At 67.1% G+C, this 16,275-nt stretch carries 10 protein-coding genes; 5 read left to right on the forward strand and 5 right to left on the reverse strand.

Features of this window, described 5'->3' with window-relative positions; all coding sequences use genetic code 11:
* Window positions 1–838: 838 nt before the first annotated feature.
* Window positions 839–2,146, forward strand: a complete 1,308-nt coding sequence (locus U5771_RS27470; protein WP_322026891.1) for a dicarboxylate/amino acid:cation symporter — start codon at window positions 839–841, stop codon at window positions 2,144–2,146.
* A 13-nt stretch (window positions 2,147–2,159) separates the two neighbouring features.
* Window positions 2,160–3,101: an amino acid ABC transporter substrate-binding protein gene (locus U5771_RS27475; protein ID WP_322026892.1), complete on the forward strand. Its 942-nt coding sequence runs from the start codon at window positions 2,160–2,162 to the stop codon at window positions 3,099–3,101.
* Window positions 3,102–3,339: 238 nt separating this feature from the next.
* On the opposite strand, the gene uvrA is transcribed toward U5771_RS27475, so the two are convergent.
* A complete protein-coding gene (uvrA, locus tag U5771_RS27480; protein WP_322026893.1) occupies window positions 3,340–9,234 on the reverse strand; it encodes an excinuclease ABC subunit UvrA in 5,895 nt (1,964 codons plus the stop codon).
* Window positions 9,235–9,416: 182 nt separating this feature from the next.
* Window positions 9,417–9,812, reverse strand: coding sequence for a helix-turn-helix domain-containing protein (locus U5771_RS27485; protein WP_322026894.1), 396 nt, complete (start codon window positions 9,810–9,812; stop codon window positions 9,417–9,419).
* Between U5771_RS27485 and U5771_RS27490 the strand changes: the two genes are divergently transcribed.
* From U5771_RS27490 to U5771_RS27500, 3 genes are all read left to right on the forward strand, one after another.
* Window positions 9,771–10,316 (forward strand): DoxX family protein, encoded by a 546-nt coding sequence (locus U5771_RS27490; RefSeq protein WP_322026895.1) that lies wholly within the window; start codon window positions 9,771–9,773, stop codon window positions 10,314–10,316. The two genes, U5771_RS27485 and U5771_RS27490, sit on opposite strands and share 42 nt — an antisense overlap.
* Before the next feature lie 11 nt (window positions 10,317–10,327).
* Complete coding sequence (locus U5771_RS27495; protein WP_322026896.1) at window positions 10,328–11,071, forward strand: SDR family oxidoreductase; 744 nt, start codon at window positions 10,328–10,330, stop codon at window positions 11,069–11,071.
* Window positions 11,072–11,254: 183 nt separating this feature from the next.
* Window positions 11,255–12,220: a D-alanyl-D-alanine carboxypeptidase family protein gene (locus U5771_RS27500; protein WP_322026897.1), complete on the forward strand. Its 966-nt coding sequence runs from the start codon at window positions 11,255–11,257 to the stop codon at window positions 12,218–12,220.
* An 84-nt stretch (window positions 12,221–12,304) separates the two neighbouring features.
* Here the strand turns inward: U5771_RS27500 and U5771_RS27505 are convergent, their stop codons facing one another.
* The 3 genes from U5771_RS27505 to U5771_RS27515 form a co-directional block, all read right to left on the reverse strand.
* Window positions 12,305–13,765, reverse strand: a complete 1,461-nt coding sequence (locus U5771_RS27505) for an amino acid racemase (RefSeq protein ID WP_415859437.1) — start codon at window positions 13,763–13,765, stop codon at window positions 12,305–12,307.
* Window positions 13,762–15,036 (reverse strand): dicarboxylate/amino acid:cation symporter, encoded by a 1,275-nt coding sequence (locus tag U5771_RS27510; protein ID WP_322026898.1) that lies wholly within the window; start codon window positions 15,034–15,036, stop codon window positions 13,762–13,764. Before U5771_RS27510 ends, U5771_RS27505 begins: the two co-directional genes overlap by 4 nt.
* Before the next feature lie 183 nt (window positions 15,037–15,219).
* Window positions 15,220–16,134: a LysR substrate-binding domain-containing protein gene (locus tag U5771_RS27515; protein ID WP_322026899.1), complete on the reverse strand. Its 915-nt coding sequence runs from the start codon at window positions 16,132–16,134 to the stop codon at window positions 15,220–15,222.
* Between the last annotated feature and the right edge of the window lie 141 nt (window positions 16,135–16,275).

Here is a 16,275-nt window from a genome sequence, read left to right on the forward strand (position 1 = left end):
GTTTCACTGCTACCACGATCTTCACGCGCTGCTCCTCCATCGAGTCGTTGGCATCATCCGGTTTCGCAGGCCATTACACGCGGAAACCCTTACGCCGACAACTATCGATTGACTCTGCCGGTCATAGCCCGAACCTATTGCGCCACGCGTATTCCGGCGCCGGATGCGAACGACGAACGGTCTCAGCATCCGCCCCGAATACAGGCTCGAGGCAACACGTTCGCGGACGATCAAGCCGTGTTTCTCGTCTTCCCGTACCGCTTGTGCGAGGCATCCGTACACGCGCCTTCTGCACGAACATCGTGTTGCGATGCAGTGCGTGCCGACGAGCAACAACCTGATCGCGCCTGACGCTGTCGGAGCCGAGCGTCAGCGCTCCGCTGACGGCCTGCGTCTCGCACCGGGTCGCGTGCGGGGCGCTGGAGATCGTGCGGACGCGTTCGGCGCGGCCGCCCGTGCGCTGCGTCGCGTCGCGCCGCAGCGTGCGGAACGCGTCCCTTCGCTGACCGACGAAATCGTCCGGCTGGCGGCGCAGCCGTGCGATTTCGGCACGAGCCTGCTGGGTCCCGGTTCGCATGCCTGCCACGACACCCCGCGATTGGAAGGGCCCCCGTGGCCCCATCACCGGCCATGTGCTGCTCCGCACCATTCGAATAGTCGAATTTCGGGTTGCACCGTCTCTGGCCCCGAGGGGCGCCACCGGCGCAATCGTTACCGGAAAACCGGTCGCGACGCGGCGCTAGCGCAAACCCGGACCCGGTTGCACTGTTCACCGCCATTCTGGTCCTGTATCGTCGTTGCATCGCCGATTGCAGAACCGGTGCATGGGAGGCTCACGATGCGAAAAAAGAATGCGGCAGCCGTCTGGATCCTGATCGCGATGGTGGCCGGCATCGTGATCGGCTACATGATCTTCACGAGCTTTCCCGACAAAAAGGCCACCACCGAAATCGCCGGTTACATCTCGCTCGTCTCCGACGTGTTCCTGCGCCTGATCAAGATGGTGATCGGGCCGCTCGTCTTCTCCACGCTGGTCGTCGGCATCGCGCACATGGGCGACGCGGCATCGGTCGGACGCGTGTTCGCGAAATCGATCGGCTGGTTCATCACCGCGTCGCTGGTCTCGCTGCTGCTCGGGCTGTTCATGGCGAACCTGCTGCGGCCCGGCGACAATCTCGGCTTGCCGCTGCCGGATATCGGCGCATCGGCGAACCTCGCGACGTCCAAGTTCACGCTCAAGGATTTCGTCGGCCACATGGTGCCGAGGTCGTTCGCCGAGGCGATGAGCAATAACGAAATCCTGCAGATCGTCGTGTTCTCGATGTTCTTCGGCGTCGCGCTGTCGGCGCTCGGCGAGCGCGGCAAGATCCTCGTCGCCGCGATCGACCAGCTGTCGCACGTGATGCTCAAGATCACCGGCTACGTGATGAAGCTCGCGCCGCTCGCGGTGATGGCCGCGATGGCCGCGACCGTCGCGGTCAACGGGCTGTCGGTACTGCTGAAGTTCGCGGTGTTCATGGGCGACTTCTACGTCAGCCTGTTCCTGCTCTGGGCCTTGCTCGTCTGTGCCGGGCTGGCGTTCCTCGGGCGACGCGTGTTCAAGCTGCTGGCGCTGATCAAGGAAGCGTTCATGCTGTCGTTCGCGACGGCCAGCTCCGAAGCCGCTTATCCGAAGATCCTCGATGCGCTCGACCGGTTCGGCGTGCAACGCAGGATTTCGAGCTTCGTGATGCCGATGGGCTATTCGTTCAACCTCGACGGTTCGATGATGTACTGCACGTTCGCGGCGCTGTTCATCGCGCAGGCGTACAACATCCACCTGTCGATCGGCACGCAGATCACGATGCTGCTGGTCCTGATGCTCACGTCGAAGGGAATGGCCGGCGTGCCGCGCGCATCGCTCGTCGTGATCGCCGCCACGCTGCACCAGTTCGGGCTTCCGGAGGCCGGGCTGCTGCTGATCCTCGGCGTCGACACGTTCCTCGACATGGGCCGCTCGGCCACCAACGCGGTGGGCAATTCGATTGCGAGCGCGGTGGTCGCGAAGTGGGAAGGCCAGCTCATGTCGGAGGCGGAAGCCGAGGCCAACCTGGCGCGCATCGAAGCGGAACAGGACGCGACGATCGCACATCCGGCGGACGTCTGACGGGGGCCCGGCGATGAAGATGCAGCGATTCTGGCGTGCGCTCGCGCTAGCGGGCCTGCTTGCCGCGGGCGCAACCGCGCACGCGGAAGATGCACCGTCCACGCCGACGCGCGTCGAGCCGTTCGCGCCGGCCCGGCTGACCGGTACGCTCGCGAAGGTGCGCAGCAGCGGCACGATCGCGCTCGGCTATCGCGACGCGTCGATACCGTTCTCGTACCTGAATGCGCGCAACCAGCCGATCGGGTATTCGATCGAGCTCTGCAAGGCGCTCGTGGCGTCGATCGAGGATGCGGTCAACAAGAGCCTGACGATCCGCTGGGTGCCGGTCACGCCCGACAACCGCATCGACGCGGTGGTCGGCGGCACGGTCGACCTGGAATGCGGCTCCACGACGAGCAACCTGGAGCGCCAGAAGCGCGTGGCGTTCTCGCCGATCATCTTCGTCGCCGGCACGAAGGTGATGGTGAAACGAGGCTCGCCGATCCGCTCGTTCCGCGATCTCGCGGGCAAGAAAGTCGCGGTGACGGCCGGTACGACCAACGAGAAGGCGCTGCGCGACCTGGACGAGCGGTTCAGGCTCGGGATCCAGCTGCAGGTGGTGCCGGACCATGCGCAGGGCTTCGCGCTCGTCGCGAGCGGCCGGGCCGATGCGTTCGCGACGGACGACGTGCTGCTGTACGGCCTGATTGCCGAGAACGCGGGCAAGGGCGGCACATACGACGTGGTCGGCGATTTCCTGTCGTACGACCCGTACGGAATCATGTTCCGCAAGGACGATCCGCAGCTCGCGCAGGTCGTGAAGAGCACGTTCGTGGAGCTGGCCGTCGACGGCGAGATCACGCGCCAGTACAAGCGCTGGTTCCTGCGTCCGCTTCCGTCGGGCATGAGCCTCAACCTGCCGATGAGCCCGCAACTGGAGACCATCATCGAGACGATCGGCGTCAAGGGCGAATGAGATTGCGCAGCCGTCTTCCGCTCGATCAGGAGAAGCCGTTCCTGTCGTTCGTGATTCGCCGGCGTCACCGCCGTTGCCGGGCAGCCGCGACTCGTCCCGCCACGATATTCGACGCAGCCATGCGTTCACGCTGTTTGCCCGGTTGACGGGACGTCGTACCAGCCGATCGCACGGACGAATGTAAAAGCGGCCCCGGTGCCTGCTCAGGCACCGGGGCCGCTCACCGGCAGCACCGCGTTCAACCGACCCGCGCTTCCCCCTGCCGATCGGCTTCACCGTCTTCCGTCGCCGTTCGCGCCAGCACGGGCTTCAACGCCTGCCCGGTATGGCTCGCCTTCACCTGCACGAGCCCTTCCGGCGGCGCCGCCGCGACGATCGTGCCGCCGCCCACGCCGCCTTCCGGACCGAGATCGATGATCCAGTCGGCTTCCGCGATCACGTCGAGGTCGTGCTCGATCACCACGACGCTATGCCCGCCGTCGACCAGCCGGTGCAGCACGCGGATCAGCTTCGCGACGTCGGCCATGTGCAGGCCGACCGTCGGCTCGTCGAGCACGTAGAGCGTGTGCGGCGCCTTCTGGCCGCGCCGCGTGATGTCGTCGCGCACCTTCGTGAGCTCGGTGACGAGCTTGATCCGCTGCGCCTCGCCGCCGGACAGCGTCGGCGACGGCTGGCCGAGCGTCAGGTAGCCGAGGCCGACGTCCTTCATCAACTGCAGCGGATGCGCGATGTTCGAAATCGGCGCGAAAAATTCCACCGCTTCGTCGATTTCCATCGTCAGCACGTCGCCGATGTTCCGGCCGCGCCACGTGACCGCGAGCGTCTCCGGGTTGAAGCGCTGCCCGTGGCACACGTCGCACGGCACCTTCACGTCGGGCAGGAAACTCATCCCGATCGTGCGCACGCCTTGCCCTTCACAGGCCGGGCAACGCCCGTCGCCGGTGTTGAACGAGAAACGCGACGCCGTGTAGCCGCGCGCACGCGCTTCCAGCGTATCGGCGAACAGCTTGCGGATCGTGTCCCACACGCCGATGTAGGTGGCCGGACACGAGCGCGGCGTCTTGCCGATCGGCGTCTGGTCGACTTCGAGCACGCGGTCGATCTGCTCCCAGCCGCTCAGCGATGCGCAACCCTGCCACGCATGCGTGACGTTCAGCGACGGCCGCGGCGCGCTGCGCGCGAGCACGCTCGAACGGCGGTTGGTGGCCGGTGCGTCCTGCTGCGCGGCCTTGCGCGCGCGCCGCGTGGCCGGCGACGACAGCACCGAGCGGCCGACCGCGTCGAGCAGGTTCGTCATCAGCACGTCGCGCGCGAGCGTCGACTTGCCCGAGCCGCTGACGCCCGTCACCGCGACGAGCCGTGCGAGCGGAATGCCGACGGTGACGTCACGCAGGTTGTGCAGCGTCGCGCCATGCACGGCCAGCCAGCCCTCCGGCACGGCCGGTGCGCCCTTCCTGCCCGGCAGGCTCACCGCACGGCGCGGCTGCAGCGGGTGCGTCATCGGCTGCGCGAGCAGGCGGCCCGTGACCGAATCCGGCTGCGCGGCCAGATCCGCGACCGCGCCTTCGGCGACCAGCGTGCCGCCGCGCTTGCCGGCGCCCGGGCCGACGTCGATGATGTGGTCGGCACGGCGAATCGTGTCTTCATCATGCTCGACGACGACGAGCGTGTTGCCCTTGTCGCCGAGCTTGCGCAGTGCGTCCAGCAGGATCTGGTTGTCGCGCGGATGCAGGCCGATCGTCGGCTCGTCGAGCACGTAGCACACGCCCTGCAGGTTGCTGCCGAGCTGCGCCGCGAGCCGGATGCGCTGCGCTTCGCCGCCCGACAGGCTCGGCGCCGCGCGATCGAGGCTCAGGTAGCCGAGCCCGACTTCCTCGAGAAACGCGAGGCGGCTGCCGATCTCGCTGACGATGTCGCGCGCGATCTGCGCATCGCGCCCGGTCAGTTCCAGTGCGTCGATCCAGCGGCGCGTATCGGACACCGTCCACTGCGCGACCTCGACGATCGGATGCGCGTCGAACGTGACCGCGCGCGCGGACGGGTTCAGGCGCGTGCCGCCGCAATCCGGGCACGGCTCGTTGCCGACGCCTTCCGGCTCCTGCTCGTCCGACGGCAAAGTCTGCTCGCGGCCGCGATCGTCACCGGCGAGCACGGTGTCGTCATACGCCGCGCGCTGTTCGCGCGTGAGCGTGACGCCGGTGCCGACGCAGGTCGTGCACCAGCCGTGCTTGCTGTTGTACGAGAACATCCGCGGATCGAGTTCCGGGTAGCTCGTGCCGCACACCGGGCACGCGCGCTTGACCGACAGCACCTTGACCTCGCCGACGCGCGCGGTCGAATGGTCGTTCTGCATCGCGTGGTGCAGCCCGTCGAGCGGCGCGAGCAGGTGCATCACGCCCTTGCCGAGCTCGAGCGTCTCGTCGAGCAGCCGCCGCAACTCGGCCTCGTTGTCCGGCGACACGACGAGATCGGCCACCGGCAACTCGATCGTGTGCTCGCGGAAGCGATCGAGCTTCGGCCACGGATCGACCGTGACGAACTCGCCGTCGACGCGCAGATGCGTGCTGCCGCGCGCCTTCGCCCACTTCGCGAGGTCGGTATAGACGCCCTTGCGGTTGACGACGAGCGGCGCGAGCAGCCCGACGTGCTCGCCGCGATGATCGCGCAGCAGCTGCGCGGCGATCGATTCGACGGTTTGCGACGTGACGGGCGTGCCGTCGTGGATGCAATGCTGCAGGCCGAGCTTCACATACAGCAGCCGCAGGAAGTGCCAGACTTCGGACGTGGTCGCGACCGTGCTCTTGCGGCCGCCGCGCGACAGCCGCTGCTCGATCGCCACCGTCGGCGGAATGCCGTACACCGCATCGACTTCCGGCCGCCCGGCCGGCTGCACGATCGAGCGCGCATACGCGTTCAGCGATTCGAGGTAGCGGCGCTGGCCTTCGTGGAACAGGATGTCGAACGCGAGCGTCGACTTGCCGGAACCCGACACGCCGGTGATCACGTTGAACTTGCCGTGCGGGATGTCGACATCGAGCGCCTTCAGGTTGTGCTCGCGTGCGTTGACGATCCGCACGACGTCCTCGCCCTCGATCGCGCGCCGCTCGCGGGCGGCGTTCAGCACCGCCTGCAGCGGCACGCCTTCGTCCGCGAGCGCGGCTTCGCCGTCCATCGCGCGGTCGTACTGCAGCAGCGCGACGCCGGTATGCGATGCCGCGCAGGCCTTCACGTCGTCGGGCGTGCCCGCGCACAGCACGAGGCCGCCGCCGTCGCCGCCTTCCGGGCCGAGATCGATCAGCCAGTCGGCCGCGCGGATCACGTCGAGGTTGTGCTCGATCACGATCAGCGAATGGCCGGCCGCGAGCAGCTTGCCGAACGCCTGCATCAGCTTCGCGATGTCGTCGAAGTGCAGCCCGGTGGTGGGCTCGTCGAACATGAACAGCTTCGCGCGCGCGATGCGCGCCTCTTCGCTGACGACCCGGCGCCCGCCGGCGGCCGCCGCCGATTCGGCCAGGAAGCCGGCCAGCTTCAGCCGCTGCGCCTCGCCGCCCGACAGTGTCGGCACCGGCTGGCCGAGCTTCACGTATTCAAGGCCGACGTCGACGATCGGCTGCAGCACGCGCAGCACCTCCGCGTCGGTCGCGAAGAACGCGGCCGCCTCGCTGACGGTCAGGTCGAGCACGTCGGCGATGTTCAGCGCGCGGCCGTCGCGCTCGATCCGCACTTCGAGAATCTCCGCGCGATAGCGGCTGCCGTCGCAATCCGGGCAACGCAGGTAGACGTCGCTCAGGAACTGCATCTCGATATGCTCGAAGCCCGAGCCGCCGCAGGTCGGGCAACGGCCGTCGCCCGAGTTGAAGCTGAACGTGCCGGCGCCGTAGCCGCGTTGCAGCGCGAGCGGCGCCTTCGCGAACAGCTTGCGGATCTCGTCGAACGCGCCAACGTAGCTGGCCGGGTTCGAGCGCGTGGTCTTGCCGATCGGCGACTGGTCGACGAACACGACGTCGCCGACCTGGTCGGCACCCGCGAGCGTGCGGAACGCGCCCGGCGACTCGGTCGCCTTGCCGTGGTGGCGCGCCATCGCCGGATAGAGCACGTCCTGCAGCAGCGTCGACTTGCCGGAACCCGACACGCCGGTCACGCAGACGAGCCGCTGCAGCGGAATCTCGACCGTCACGTCGCGCAGGTTGTGCTCGGTCGCGCCTTCGAGCACGATCCGCGGCGTGTTCGCGTCCACCGGGCGGCGCGCCCAGTTCGACGCATGCGCGACGTGCTTGCGGCCGCCGAGATATTCGCCCGTCAGCGTGCGCGCGGAGCGGATGTCGCCCGGCGTGCCGTCGTAGACGATCGTGCCGCCGCGCTCGCCGGGGCCGGGGCCCATGTCGATCAGCCGGTCGGCCGCGAGCATCACCGATGGATCGTGCTCGACGACCACCAGCGTATTGCCCGCGTCGCGCAGCCGCTTCATCGCCTCGACGATCCGCGTGAGGTCGCGCGGATGCAGACCGATGCTCGGCTCGTCGAGCACGAACAGCGTTTTCGTGAGCGACGTGCCGAGCGCGGTGGTCAGGTTGATCCGCTGCACCTCGCCGCCCGACAGCGTGCGGCTCTGCCGGTCGAGCGTCAGGTAGCCGAGCCCCACGTCGCACAGGTATTTCAGGCGCGTGCGCACCTCGGCGAGCAGCAGCTTCAGCGCATCGTCGAGCAGCGCGCTCGGCAGGCTCACTGCGTCGAAGAAACGGCGGATACGCTCGATCGGCAGCAGCATCAGGTCGTGCACCGTCAGGCCCGGCAGCGCCTCGAGCTGCGCGCGCGTCCAGTCGACGCCGCGCGGCATGAAGCGATCGGCGGGCGCGAGCACCGTATCGGCGTTCGCCTTCGAGCCGAGCCGCCACTGCAGTGATTCCGTCTTCAGGCGCGCACCGCCGCAGACCTCGCACGGCGTGTAGCTGCGGTACTTCGACAGCAGCACGCGGATATGCATCTTGTACGCCTTCGATTCGAGATAGCCGAAGAAGCGTTTCACGCCGTACCACTGGCTCTGCCACTTGCCGTTCCAGTCCGGCGAGCCGTTGATCACCCAGTCGCGCTCGGCGTCGGTCAGGTCGGACCACGGCGTGTCGCGCCGGATGTCGGCCTTCGCCGCGTAGCGCATCAGGTCGTCCTGGCATTCCTTCCACGCGGGCGTCTGCATCGGCTTGATCGCGCCGCCGCGCAGCGTCTTGCGCGCGTCGGGGATCACGAGGCCGAGATCGACACCGATCACGCGGCCGAAGCCGCGGCAGGTTTCGCACGCACCGTAGGCCGAGTTGAACGAGAACATCGCCGCTTGCGGCTCCGCGTAGCGCAGGTCGCTGTCCGGATCGTGCAGCCCGGTGGAGAAGCGCCACACCTGCGGCTCGGCCAGCGCGTTCTCCGCTTCCGCCGCCAGCACGTAGACGTTCACGCGGCCGCCGCCGCGCTTCAGCGACGCCTCGATCGCCTCGACCACGCGCACCTTGTCGGCCTGCTGCACGCGGAAGCGGTCGGCCACCACGTCGAGCAGCTTGCGCGGGCCGGTGGGCGACGCGACTTCGCGCTGCGCCTGCACGCGCGTGTAGCCGCTCGCGGACAGCCACTGCGCGACTTCGTCCTCGGATGCGCTTTCCGGCAGCTCGACCGGGAACGTGACGACGACGCGCGGATCGCCGGCGCGCGTGCGCTCGACGAGTTCCGCGTAGATCGTCTCGGGCGTGTCATGCCGCACCTGCCGCGCGGTCTGGCGGTCGAACAGCTCGGCCGCGCGCGCATACAGCAGCTTCAGGTGATCGTTGAGCTCGGTCATCGTGCCGACCGTCGAACGCGAACTGCGGACCGGGTTGGTCTGGTCGATCGCGATCGCGGGCGGCACGCCGTCGACGCGCTCGACCTGCGGGCGGTCCATCCGGTCGAGGAACTGCCGCGCATACGCGCTGAAGGTTTCGACGTAGCGCCGCTGGCCTTCCGCGTACAGCGTGTCGAACACGAGGCTCGACTTGCCGGAGCCCGACGGGCCGGTGACGACCGTCATTTCGCCGGTGCGCAGGTCGAGATCGAGGTTCTTGAGGTTGTGCTGACGTGCTCCGCGAATGCGGATCAGATTGCTGGATGACAATTTGCCTGCCCGTCTGAATGAGTTAGCCGGAATCACGGTGCCGGAACGCTGCGGCGGATGCCCGCAGGCGCGGCGCACGTGCCGCACGGGTCATGCCCGCGCAGCTCGAGTTCGACGGATACTATACTGTATATTCATACAGTTTTCCATGAACGGGCGCGAATGCGGGAATACGCAACCGATCACTCCGGCTTCGCCTTGGCGGGATCGGCTTTGCGCCCGCGCCCCGGCGGCTTCGCCGGCACGGTTCGCCCATACTCGTTCCACCACGCCGTCAACGCCGCCATGGTCGGCCCGAGGCCACGCGCCTTGGCGGTGATTGCGTATTCGACCCGCGGCGGCACTTCCGCGAACACCGTGCGGGTAATCAGGCCGTCCGCTTCCAGCTCGCGCAACTGCGCCGTCAGCATGTGCTGCGTGATGCCGGGAATCGCTTTGCGTAGCTCTCCGAACCGATAGACGCGCTGATCGAGCAGCCACATGATCTCCAGCTTCCACTTGCCGGAAAGCAGCGCGAATGCGCGCCGCATTTCGTCATGCATGTTCACTTCGTCGGCGTCATTAGTCATCTTTTCCATACCAACAGACAGAAAATCATCCTACTTGCGGGCGTTCATCTTAGACGACATCCTTGCACCAAGTCGATCACGAAGAAACTCAGGAACCCGCAACAAATGACCGAAAATTTCGCATACTGGCTCAGCACCGCATTGCTGTCGCTGCTCTATCTCGCGTCCGCGACGCTCTACATCGTCAAGCGGGAAGGGGTGCGCAGAATCCTCGTCGGATTAGGCTATCCCGCTTATCTCGTGCCGCTCCTGACCGTCGCGAAGATCGCCGCCGTCGCGGCCATCCTGACACGTGTCGGCGTCGCGCCCAGCGATCTCGCGTACGCGGGCATCTTCTATCACCTGCTGCTATCCGCACTGGCGCACATCAGTGTTCGCCAGCCGCGCGGCGCACTGCCGGCAGCGGTCGCCCTCGTCTGTCTCGTCGTTTCATTCGCCACGCAAAACGCGGCGCGCGACATCCCGTCGCCGTACGGCATCGTCGCGGCGATCCGTCACGCAACCGTCAGCTGAAGGAGAACATCATGGCCCGACTCAGCGGGAAAATTGCCGTCGTCACGGGCGCCGGCCGGGGAATCGGACGCGCCACCGCGAAACGGTTCGCCGCCGAAGGCGCAACGGTAGCGGTCGTGTCGCTCACGCCGGCCAATGTCGATGCGGTCGTCGCCGACATCGAGGCCGCCGGCGGCCATGCGCTCGGCGTCCCTTGCGATCTCGGCAGCGTCGACCAGATCACCGCGGCCGTCGACACGATCGCCACGACGTGCGGCGGCATCGACATACTCGTGAACAATGCGTTCGATCCGTCCGCGCCGTTCTCGTCGATCGCCGAGTTGTCGGTGGACAAGCTGCAACGCAACTTCGATCTGGGGCCCATCGCATACCTGAGGATGATGCAGGCGGCCTACCCGCACCTGAAAGCGAGCGGCGCGGGCCGCGTGATCAATTTCGGCTCGATGGCCGGTGTCATGGGTCTCGCGGGCTACGGGCCGTACAACATGGCGAAGGAAGCGGTGCGTGCGCTGACGAGGACCGCCGCGCGCGAATGGGCCGCCGACCGGATCACGGTCAACAACGTGCTGCCGTTGGCGCAAACGTGGGACGAAAACGCCAACGTGCCGCCGCCGACCAATCCGCTGGGTCGTTTCGGCACGCCCGACGACGACATCGCGCCGGTCGTCCTGTTCCTCGCCAGCCAGGACGCCCAGTTCCTGACGGGCTACAGCCTTACGCCGGACGGCGGCGCGATCATCGACAGCGCACGCTGAACGACACTCGGCGGGTACGCGTCGCGACGTCGTGCGGCCCGCGCGTTCGAGCCTGTATGCCGCGCACGCATCACGCCATGCCGACGCGGCATCACGCGGGTCGCGGCGTCGCTTATGATCGGCGGCCGCGCATCCTGTCGCGCGACGTCGCGCCAGACGCCTCCCGTCACGACTCACATCCCCATGCAGCTTATGCGGCATACGCCCCGACGATTCCATTCCCTTCTCCGCCTCCCCCTCCTGCTGGCCGGCGTTACCGCCGGTCTGGCAGCGGCAGCCGAAGCCGCGCCCGCACCCGCCCCCCCGACCATTCAGGCCGCATCATGGCTCGTCGTCGACGGCGAATCCGGACAGATCCTGACCGAGCACAACGCGGACGCGGAACGTCAACCCGCCTCGCTCACCAAGCTCATGACCGCGTACGTCGTCCTCCGCGCCTTGCGCAGCGGCACGCTGAACCGCGACGAGCAGGTGACGGTCGGCACGTCCTCCGTCGCGGAAATCGGCAACGACGAAGCCCGGATGTATCTGGTCCCCGGACAGCGCGTCGCGGTCCGAAACCTGGTCCAGGGACTGATCGTCGCGTCGGCGAACGATGCGGCGCTGGTTCTGGCCGAACGGGTCGGCGGCTCGCTCTCCGGCTTCGAGCAGTTGATGAACGACACCGCGCGGCAGATCGGCATGCAGCACACCCGTTTCACGACGCCGTCGGGCATCACGACGCCGGGCAACCATTCGACCGCTCGCGATCTGTCGATGCTGGCACTCCGCCTTACCCGGGACTTCCCGGAATACTACGGGTACTCGTCCGAGCAGCACTTCTCCTACGGAAAGTTCGAGAAGCGGAACAAGAACTGGCTGCTGGGCATGGATCCGTCCGTGGACGGCCTCAAGACGGGACACACCGCGGCCGCCGGATATTGCATCGTCGCGACCGCGAGCCGGCCGCAGGAAGCGCCGGCGATGAAGCGCCGCGTGTTCGCGGTGGTCCTGGGCGCGCCGACCGCCGCCGCAAGAATCTCGGGCGCGGCGCGGTTGCTGAACCATGCCTTTTCCTCGTACAAGGATTACGCAGCGGCACCCGCATCCGGACGCCATTTCGTCACGCGCGCGACCGGGCCGGGCGCCGGCGACACCGGCAGAACCTGATGCCACGCCGAGACGCCTGAACCGCGCGCCGAACCCGACCGCGTCAACCGGATCATCGCCGCCCGCCCCAAAACAGAATCCGGCTCAGCCGCCGCCCGCCGTCGCATACGCGATGCACGTGCGGGCGAGCACGTCGGTCGGGTCGACGAGCGTCGCCCGCGCCCCGTTCCGCGCGACATATTCACCGCCCGGAAGCAGGATCGGCAGTTCCGTACAGCCGAGCACGATCACGCTCACGCCGTCGGCGATCAATGCGTCGATGGCGGCACCGATATCCGCCTCGCACTGCCCGGTCCTGAAGCCGGCCTTGACGCCCTGCTTCCCGTAGATCGCGTCCATCACGCGCGCCTGCAACGCCGGCGTCGGCGCCACTTGCCGAAGCCCTTGCGACGCCAGCGCCCTTTCATAGACACCGCTTTCGATCGTGCCGGACGTCGCGAGCACCCCGACCTCCCGCAGCGCCGGATAGGTGTCGCGCAGGTAGGCGACCGTGACGGTCAGCATGTTGACGATCGGAATGCCGAGGTACGGCTGAATCCGCTCGACGAACGCATGCGCGGTGTTGCACGGAATCGCGATGACGTCGGCATCGCCGTCCTCGAGCTTCTTGCAGGTCGCGTACAACGAGATCGTCGGGTCCGCGCCGGTGCCCACCAGGTTCTCGGTTCGATCGGGAATCTGCGGATTCTGTTCGACCAGCAGCTTGATGTGTTCCTGATCGCGCGACGCCGGCGTGTTGCGCACGATCTTGTCCAGGAAATCGACCGTCGCGGCCGGCCCGACGCCGCCGACCACGCCGATCTTGAACGGCGCCGCATGCGCACCCGGCTGCCCGGTCATCGCGTACTGCGCATACGCCAGGTTCGAATCCACGAGCGGCACGCGCTGCGGGCCGATTTCGTTCGCGACCAGCGCGATCTCGGTTAGCGCGGGAACGATGACCTGCACGCCCTGATCGGCCAGATCCTCGCATGCGCGGCGCAACAGTTCGACCGGCCGGCCCCGCAGATTGCCGCGCTTGATGCCGTCGGCACCGTAGATGGCCTCCGTGACGAGGTCGATCCCGTCGTGCGTCCGCGGATGAACGACTTCGAATTGCGGTGACGGGAAATACGCATCGAAGAGTCGTTTGTCCCGCACATAGTCGGAAGCCAGCACGCCGATGCGCGTCGCATCCGGGTACTTGCGCCGCACGTGGTAACGAACGGCTTCGACGATATCGACGATCGGCAGGCGCGTATTCGCCTTCAGCTCGTCGATGAACGTGTGACTCAGGAAACAGGGCAGCACGACCGTCGTCACACCGCGCGTCTCGAACGCCCGGATCATGTCGAACACATACAGCTTGCGTTCGATCGTCGCCGCGCTGCCCGACCCCGAGCCCTTGAACGGGTATTGCTCGAAGATCATCTCGACGTGTTCCTCGTCGGACGACGCAGGCGTCGCCTTCACCATCTTGAAGAACACGTCGGCACTGCCGAGCGGCCCCAGGCCGCCGACCACGCCGAACTTTCGCCGGGCATTCACGCTATCCGTGCGCATCATGCGTTCAGCTCCGGCTGGTCGAGTGCCGCGCCTTCCGACGTCGCGGCGCGCCGGCTCTCCCACTTCGCGATCACCGCCGTCGCCACGCTGTTGCCGATCACGTTCGTCATCGTGCGGCCCATGTCGAGGAGCTGGTCGATCGCCAGGACCATCGCGACGCCGGCCACCGGCAGATGGAACATCGGCGCGACCGCCGCGACCACGACCACCGAGCCGCGCGGCACGCTCGCCATGCCCTTGCTGCTCAACATCAGCACCAGCAGCATGAACACCTGCTCCGACAGCGGCATGTGCACGCCGAACGCCTGCGCGATGAAGATCGCCGCGAACGCCTGATACATCATCGAGCCGTCGAGGTTGAACGCGTAACCCAGCGGCAGCGTGAAGCCCACCACCTTCTTGTCGACGCCGAACCGCTCGAGCTGCTCGGTCAGGCGCGGATAGGCGGCCTCGCTGCTGGCGGTCGAGAACGCGATCAGCGCGGGCTCGCGCACGGCCTTCAGCAGGCTCCCGACGCGCCGCCCGAGGAACACGTAGCCGACGCCGATCAGGATCGCCCAGAGGACCAGCAAGCCGAGATAGAACGCACCGATCAGCTTTCCATACGTGTAGATCACGTCGAGCCCGCGCAGCGTGACCGACGAAGCGATCGCGCCGAATACGCCGAGCGGCGCCGCGCGCATCACGTAGTTCGTCAGGCGCAGCATCACCGGCACCATCCCGTCGATCGACTGGATCACGACGCCGACCCGCTTGTCGCGCTTCAACGCACTCAGCGCGATGCCGAGAAAGATCGAGAACACCAGGATCTGCAGGATGTCGTTGCGCGCCATCGCATCGAGCAGGCTGGTCGGAAACGCATGCGTGATCACGTCCCGGGCGTTCAGCGCGGCGGTATTCAGTCCGGTGTTGACCTCGCCGGCGCTCTCCGTGAGGTTCAGGCCGGCGCCCGGCTGCAGCGCATTGGCCATCACGAGGCCGAGACTCAGCGAAATCAGCGACGCGCAGATGAACCAGCCGATCGAGCGCAGGCCGATGCGGCCGACGTCCTCGCCGCTGTCCATGCCGGCCAGGCCGGACACGAGCGTCACGAACACCAGCGGCGCGATGATCATCTTGATCAGGCGCAGGAAGATGTCGGTGACGATCGAGAAGTAGCCGGCGATCGTCTTGAGCGTGGCCGGGTCCGTGATGTTGGCGTGGCACGCATAACCGGCGACGACACCGAGGATCATGCCGACTGCAATGCTCAGGGTAAGGCGATTTTTCATATCCATTCGTCCTTGGGTGGCGCCCGGCCGCCGGACGGCGGCGAGCGCTGCGAAGAAGGCGGTGCGACGCCGGTCACGCGTCGCATTTGCCGTTGGAACGAATGGTAGGGACGGTCGAAAAAACCGTGATGCCGGTGCAACATGGCGGTATGCGAGTCCCGCATAAGGCGGGAAAACCCTGACTCAGCCGAGCCGGGAAGGCGCCGCGCGCAGATGCTGCCAGAGCGTGTCCAGGAATTCGCTGCGATTGGACACGTCGCGATACACGCGCAGCTCGACTTCCAGGTTCCACGCCGCCGGCCCGGCCGGTACGAGTTCGCCGGCCGCCAGTTCCTCGGCGATCGCGCTCCGGGGTAGCCACGCGACGCCCTCGCCTTCCATCACGAGCTTCTTGAGCACTTCGGCCATGTCGGACTCGTAATGCAGCTGCAAGGCCGGTGCATCCGGTGCGCGGCCGAGCAGCAGCGCGAGACAGCGGCCGAAGTAGCTGGTTTCCGTATAGGTAATCAGCGGCAGCGGATTCTGCTTCGTTCCGGGCAGGCGGAACGCGGGCCCCGATCGCCGGTTCGGCCGGCACGCCGGCATCAGCGTGTCGAGGCCCACCGTCAGGTGTTCGTACTTCGCGGGGTCGAGATGGAGCGGCAGCTCGGGATGGTGATACGCAAACATCAGCTCGCAGTTGCCGTTGACGAGCATCAGGATCGAGTCGTGGACATTGGTCGGAATGACGCGCGCCCGCACTTCGCCGAAATGCGGGGCGAGCGCCTTGAGCCAGGCCGGCAGGAAGCTCAGCGCGATCGTGTGGCCCGCGGCGATCTGCAGGCTCTTGCCGGCGATCCGCTGCTCGGTGCGGATGATGGCCCGCGTGTCGAACAGGCGGCTGAGCACGTCTTCGGCCGTCTCGCGAAACAGGCGCCCCGCCGGCGTCAGCACCGGCGGAAAGCTGCTGCGGTCGATCAGTTCGGCGCCGATCCACTGCTCGAGCGACTGGATACGGCGGCTGAAGCCCGACTGCGTGACGTTGCGAAATTCAGCCGCGCGGGAAAAGCTCTGATATTGCGCGAGCGCGAGGAAATCCTCGATCCATTTGATTTCCATGTTGGCCTTGGAGGGTCGCGGGTGAGTCGGCCTGCTCGTCGCCAACGTGATGGCGAAGCGCGGGCCGACGGACGCCTCCATTGTAGGTGCTCGAATCCGCGCATCGCGTCGACGTTCGCGCCACCGCTCATGGCCGCGCCG

Source organism: Burkholderia sp. BCC1977, from assembly GCF_905339595.1.
In the GTDB taxonomy this organism is placed as follows: Bacteria; Pseudomonadota; Gammaproteobacteria; order Burkholderiales; family Burkholderiaceae; genus Burkholderia.

Coding starts and splice junctions, on each gene's coding strand:
- U5771_RS27470 (WP_322026891.1), top strand. CDS start 839: ATGCGAAAAAAGAATGCGGCAGCCGTCTGGATCCTGATCGCGATGGTG.
- U5771_RS27475 (WP_322026892.1), top strand. CDS start 2,160: ATGAAGATGCAGCGATTCTGGCGTGCGCTCGCGCTAGCGGGCCTGCTT.
- U5771_RS27490 (WP_322026895.1), top strand. CDS start 9,771: ATGCATGTTCACTTCGTCGGCGTCATTAGTCATCTTTTCCATACCAAC.
- U5771_RS27485 (WP_322026894.1), bottom strand. CDS start 9,812: ATGGAAAAGATGACTAATGACGCCGACGAAGTGAACATGCATGACGAA.
- U5771_RS27495 (WP_322026896.1), top strand. CDS start 10,328: ATGGCCCGACTCAGCGGGAAAATTGCCGTCGTCACGGGCGCCGGCCGG.
- U5771_RS27500 (WP_322026897.1), top strand. CDS start 11,255: ATGCAGCTTATGCGGCATACGCCCCGACGATTCCATTCCCTTCTCCGC.
- U5771_RS27505 (WP_415859437.1), bottom strand. CDS start 13,765: ATGATGCGCACGGATAGCGTGAATGCCCGGCGAAAGTTCGGCGTGGTC.
- U5771_RS27510 (WP_322026898.1), bottom strand. CDS start 15,036: ATGAAAAATCGCCTTACCCTGAGCATTGCAGTCGGCATGATCCTCGGT.
- U5771_RS27515 (WP_322026899.1), bottom strand. CDS start 16,134: ATGGAAATCAAATGGATCGAGGATTTCCTCGCGCTCGCGCAATATCAG.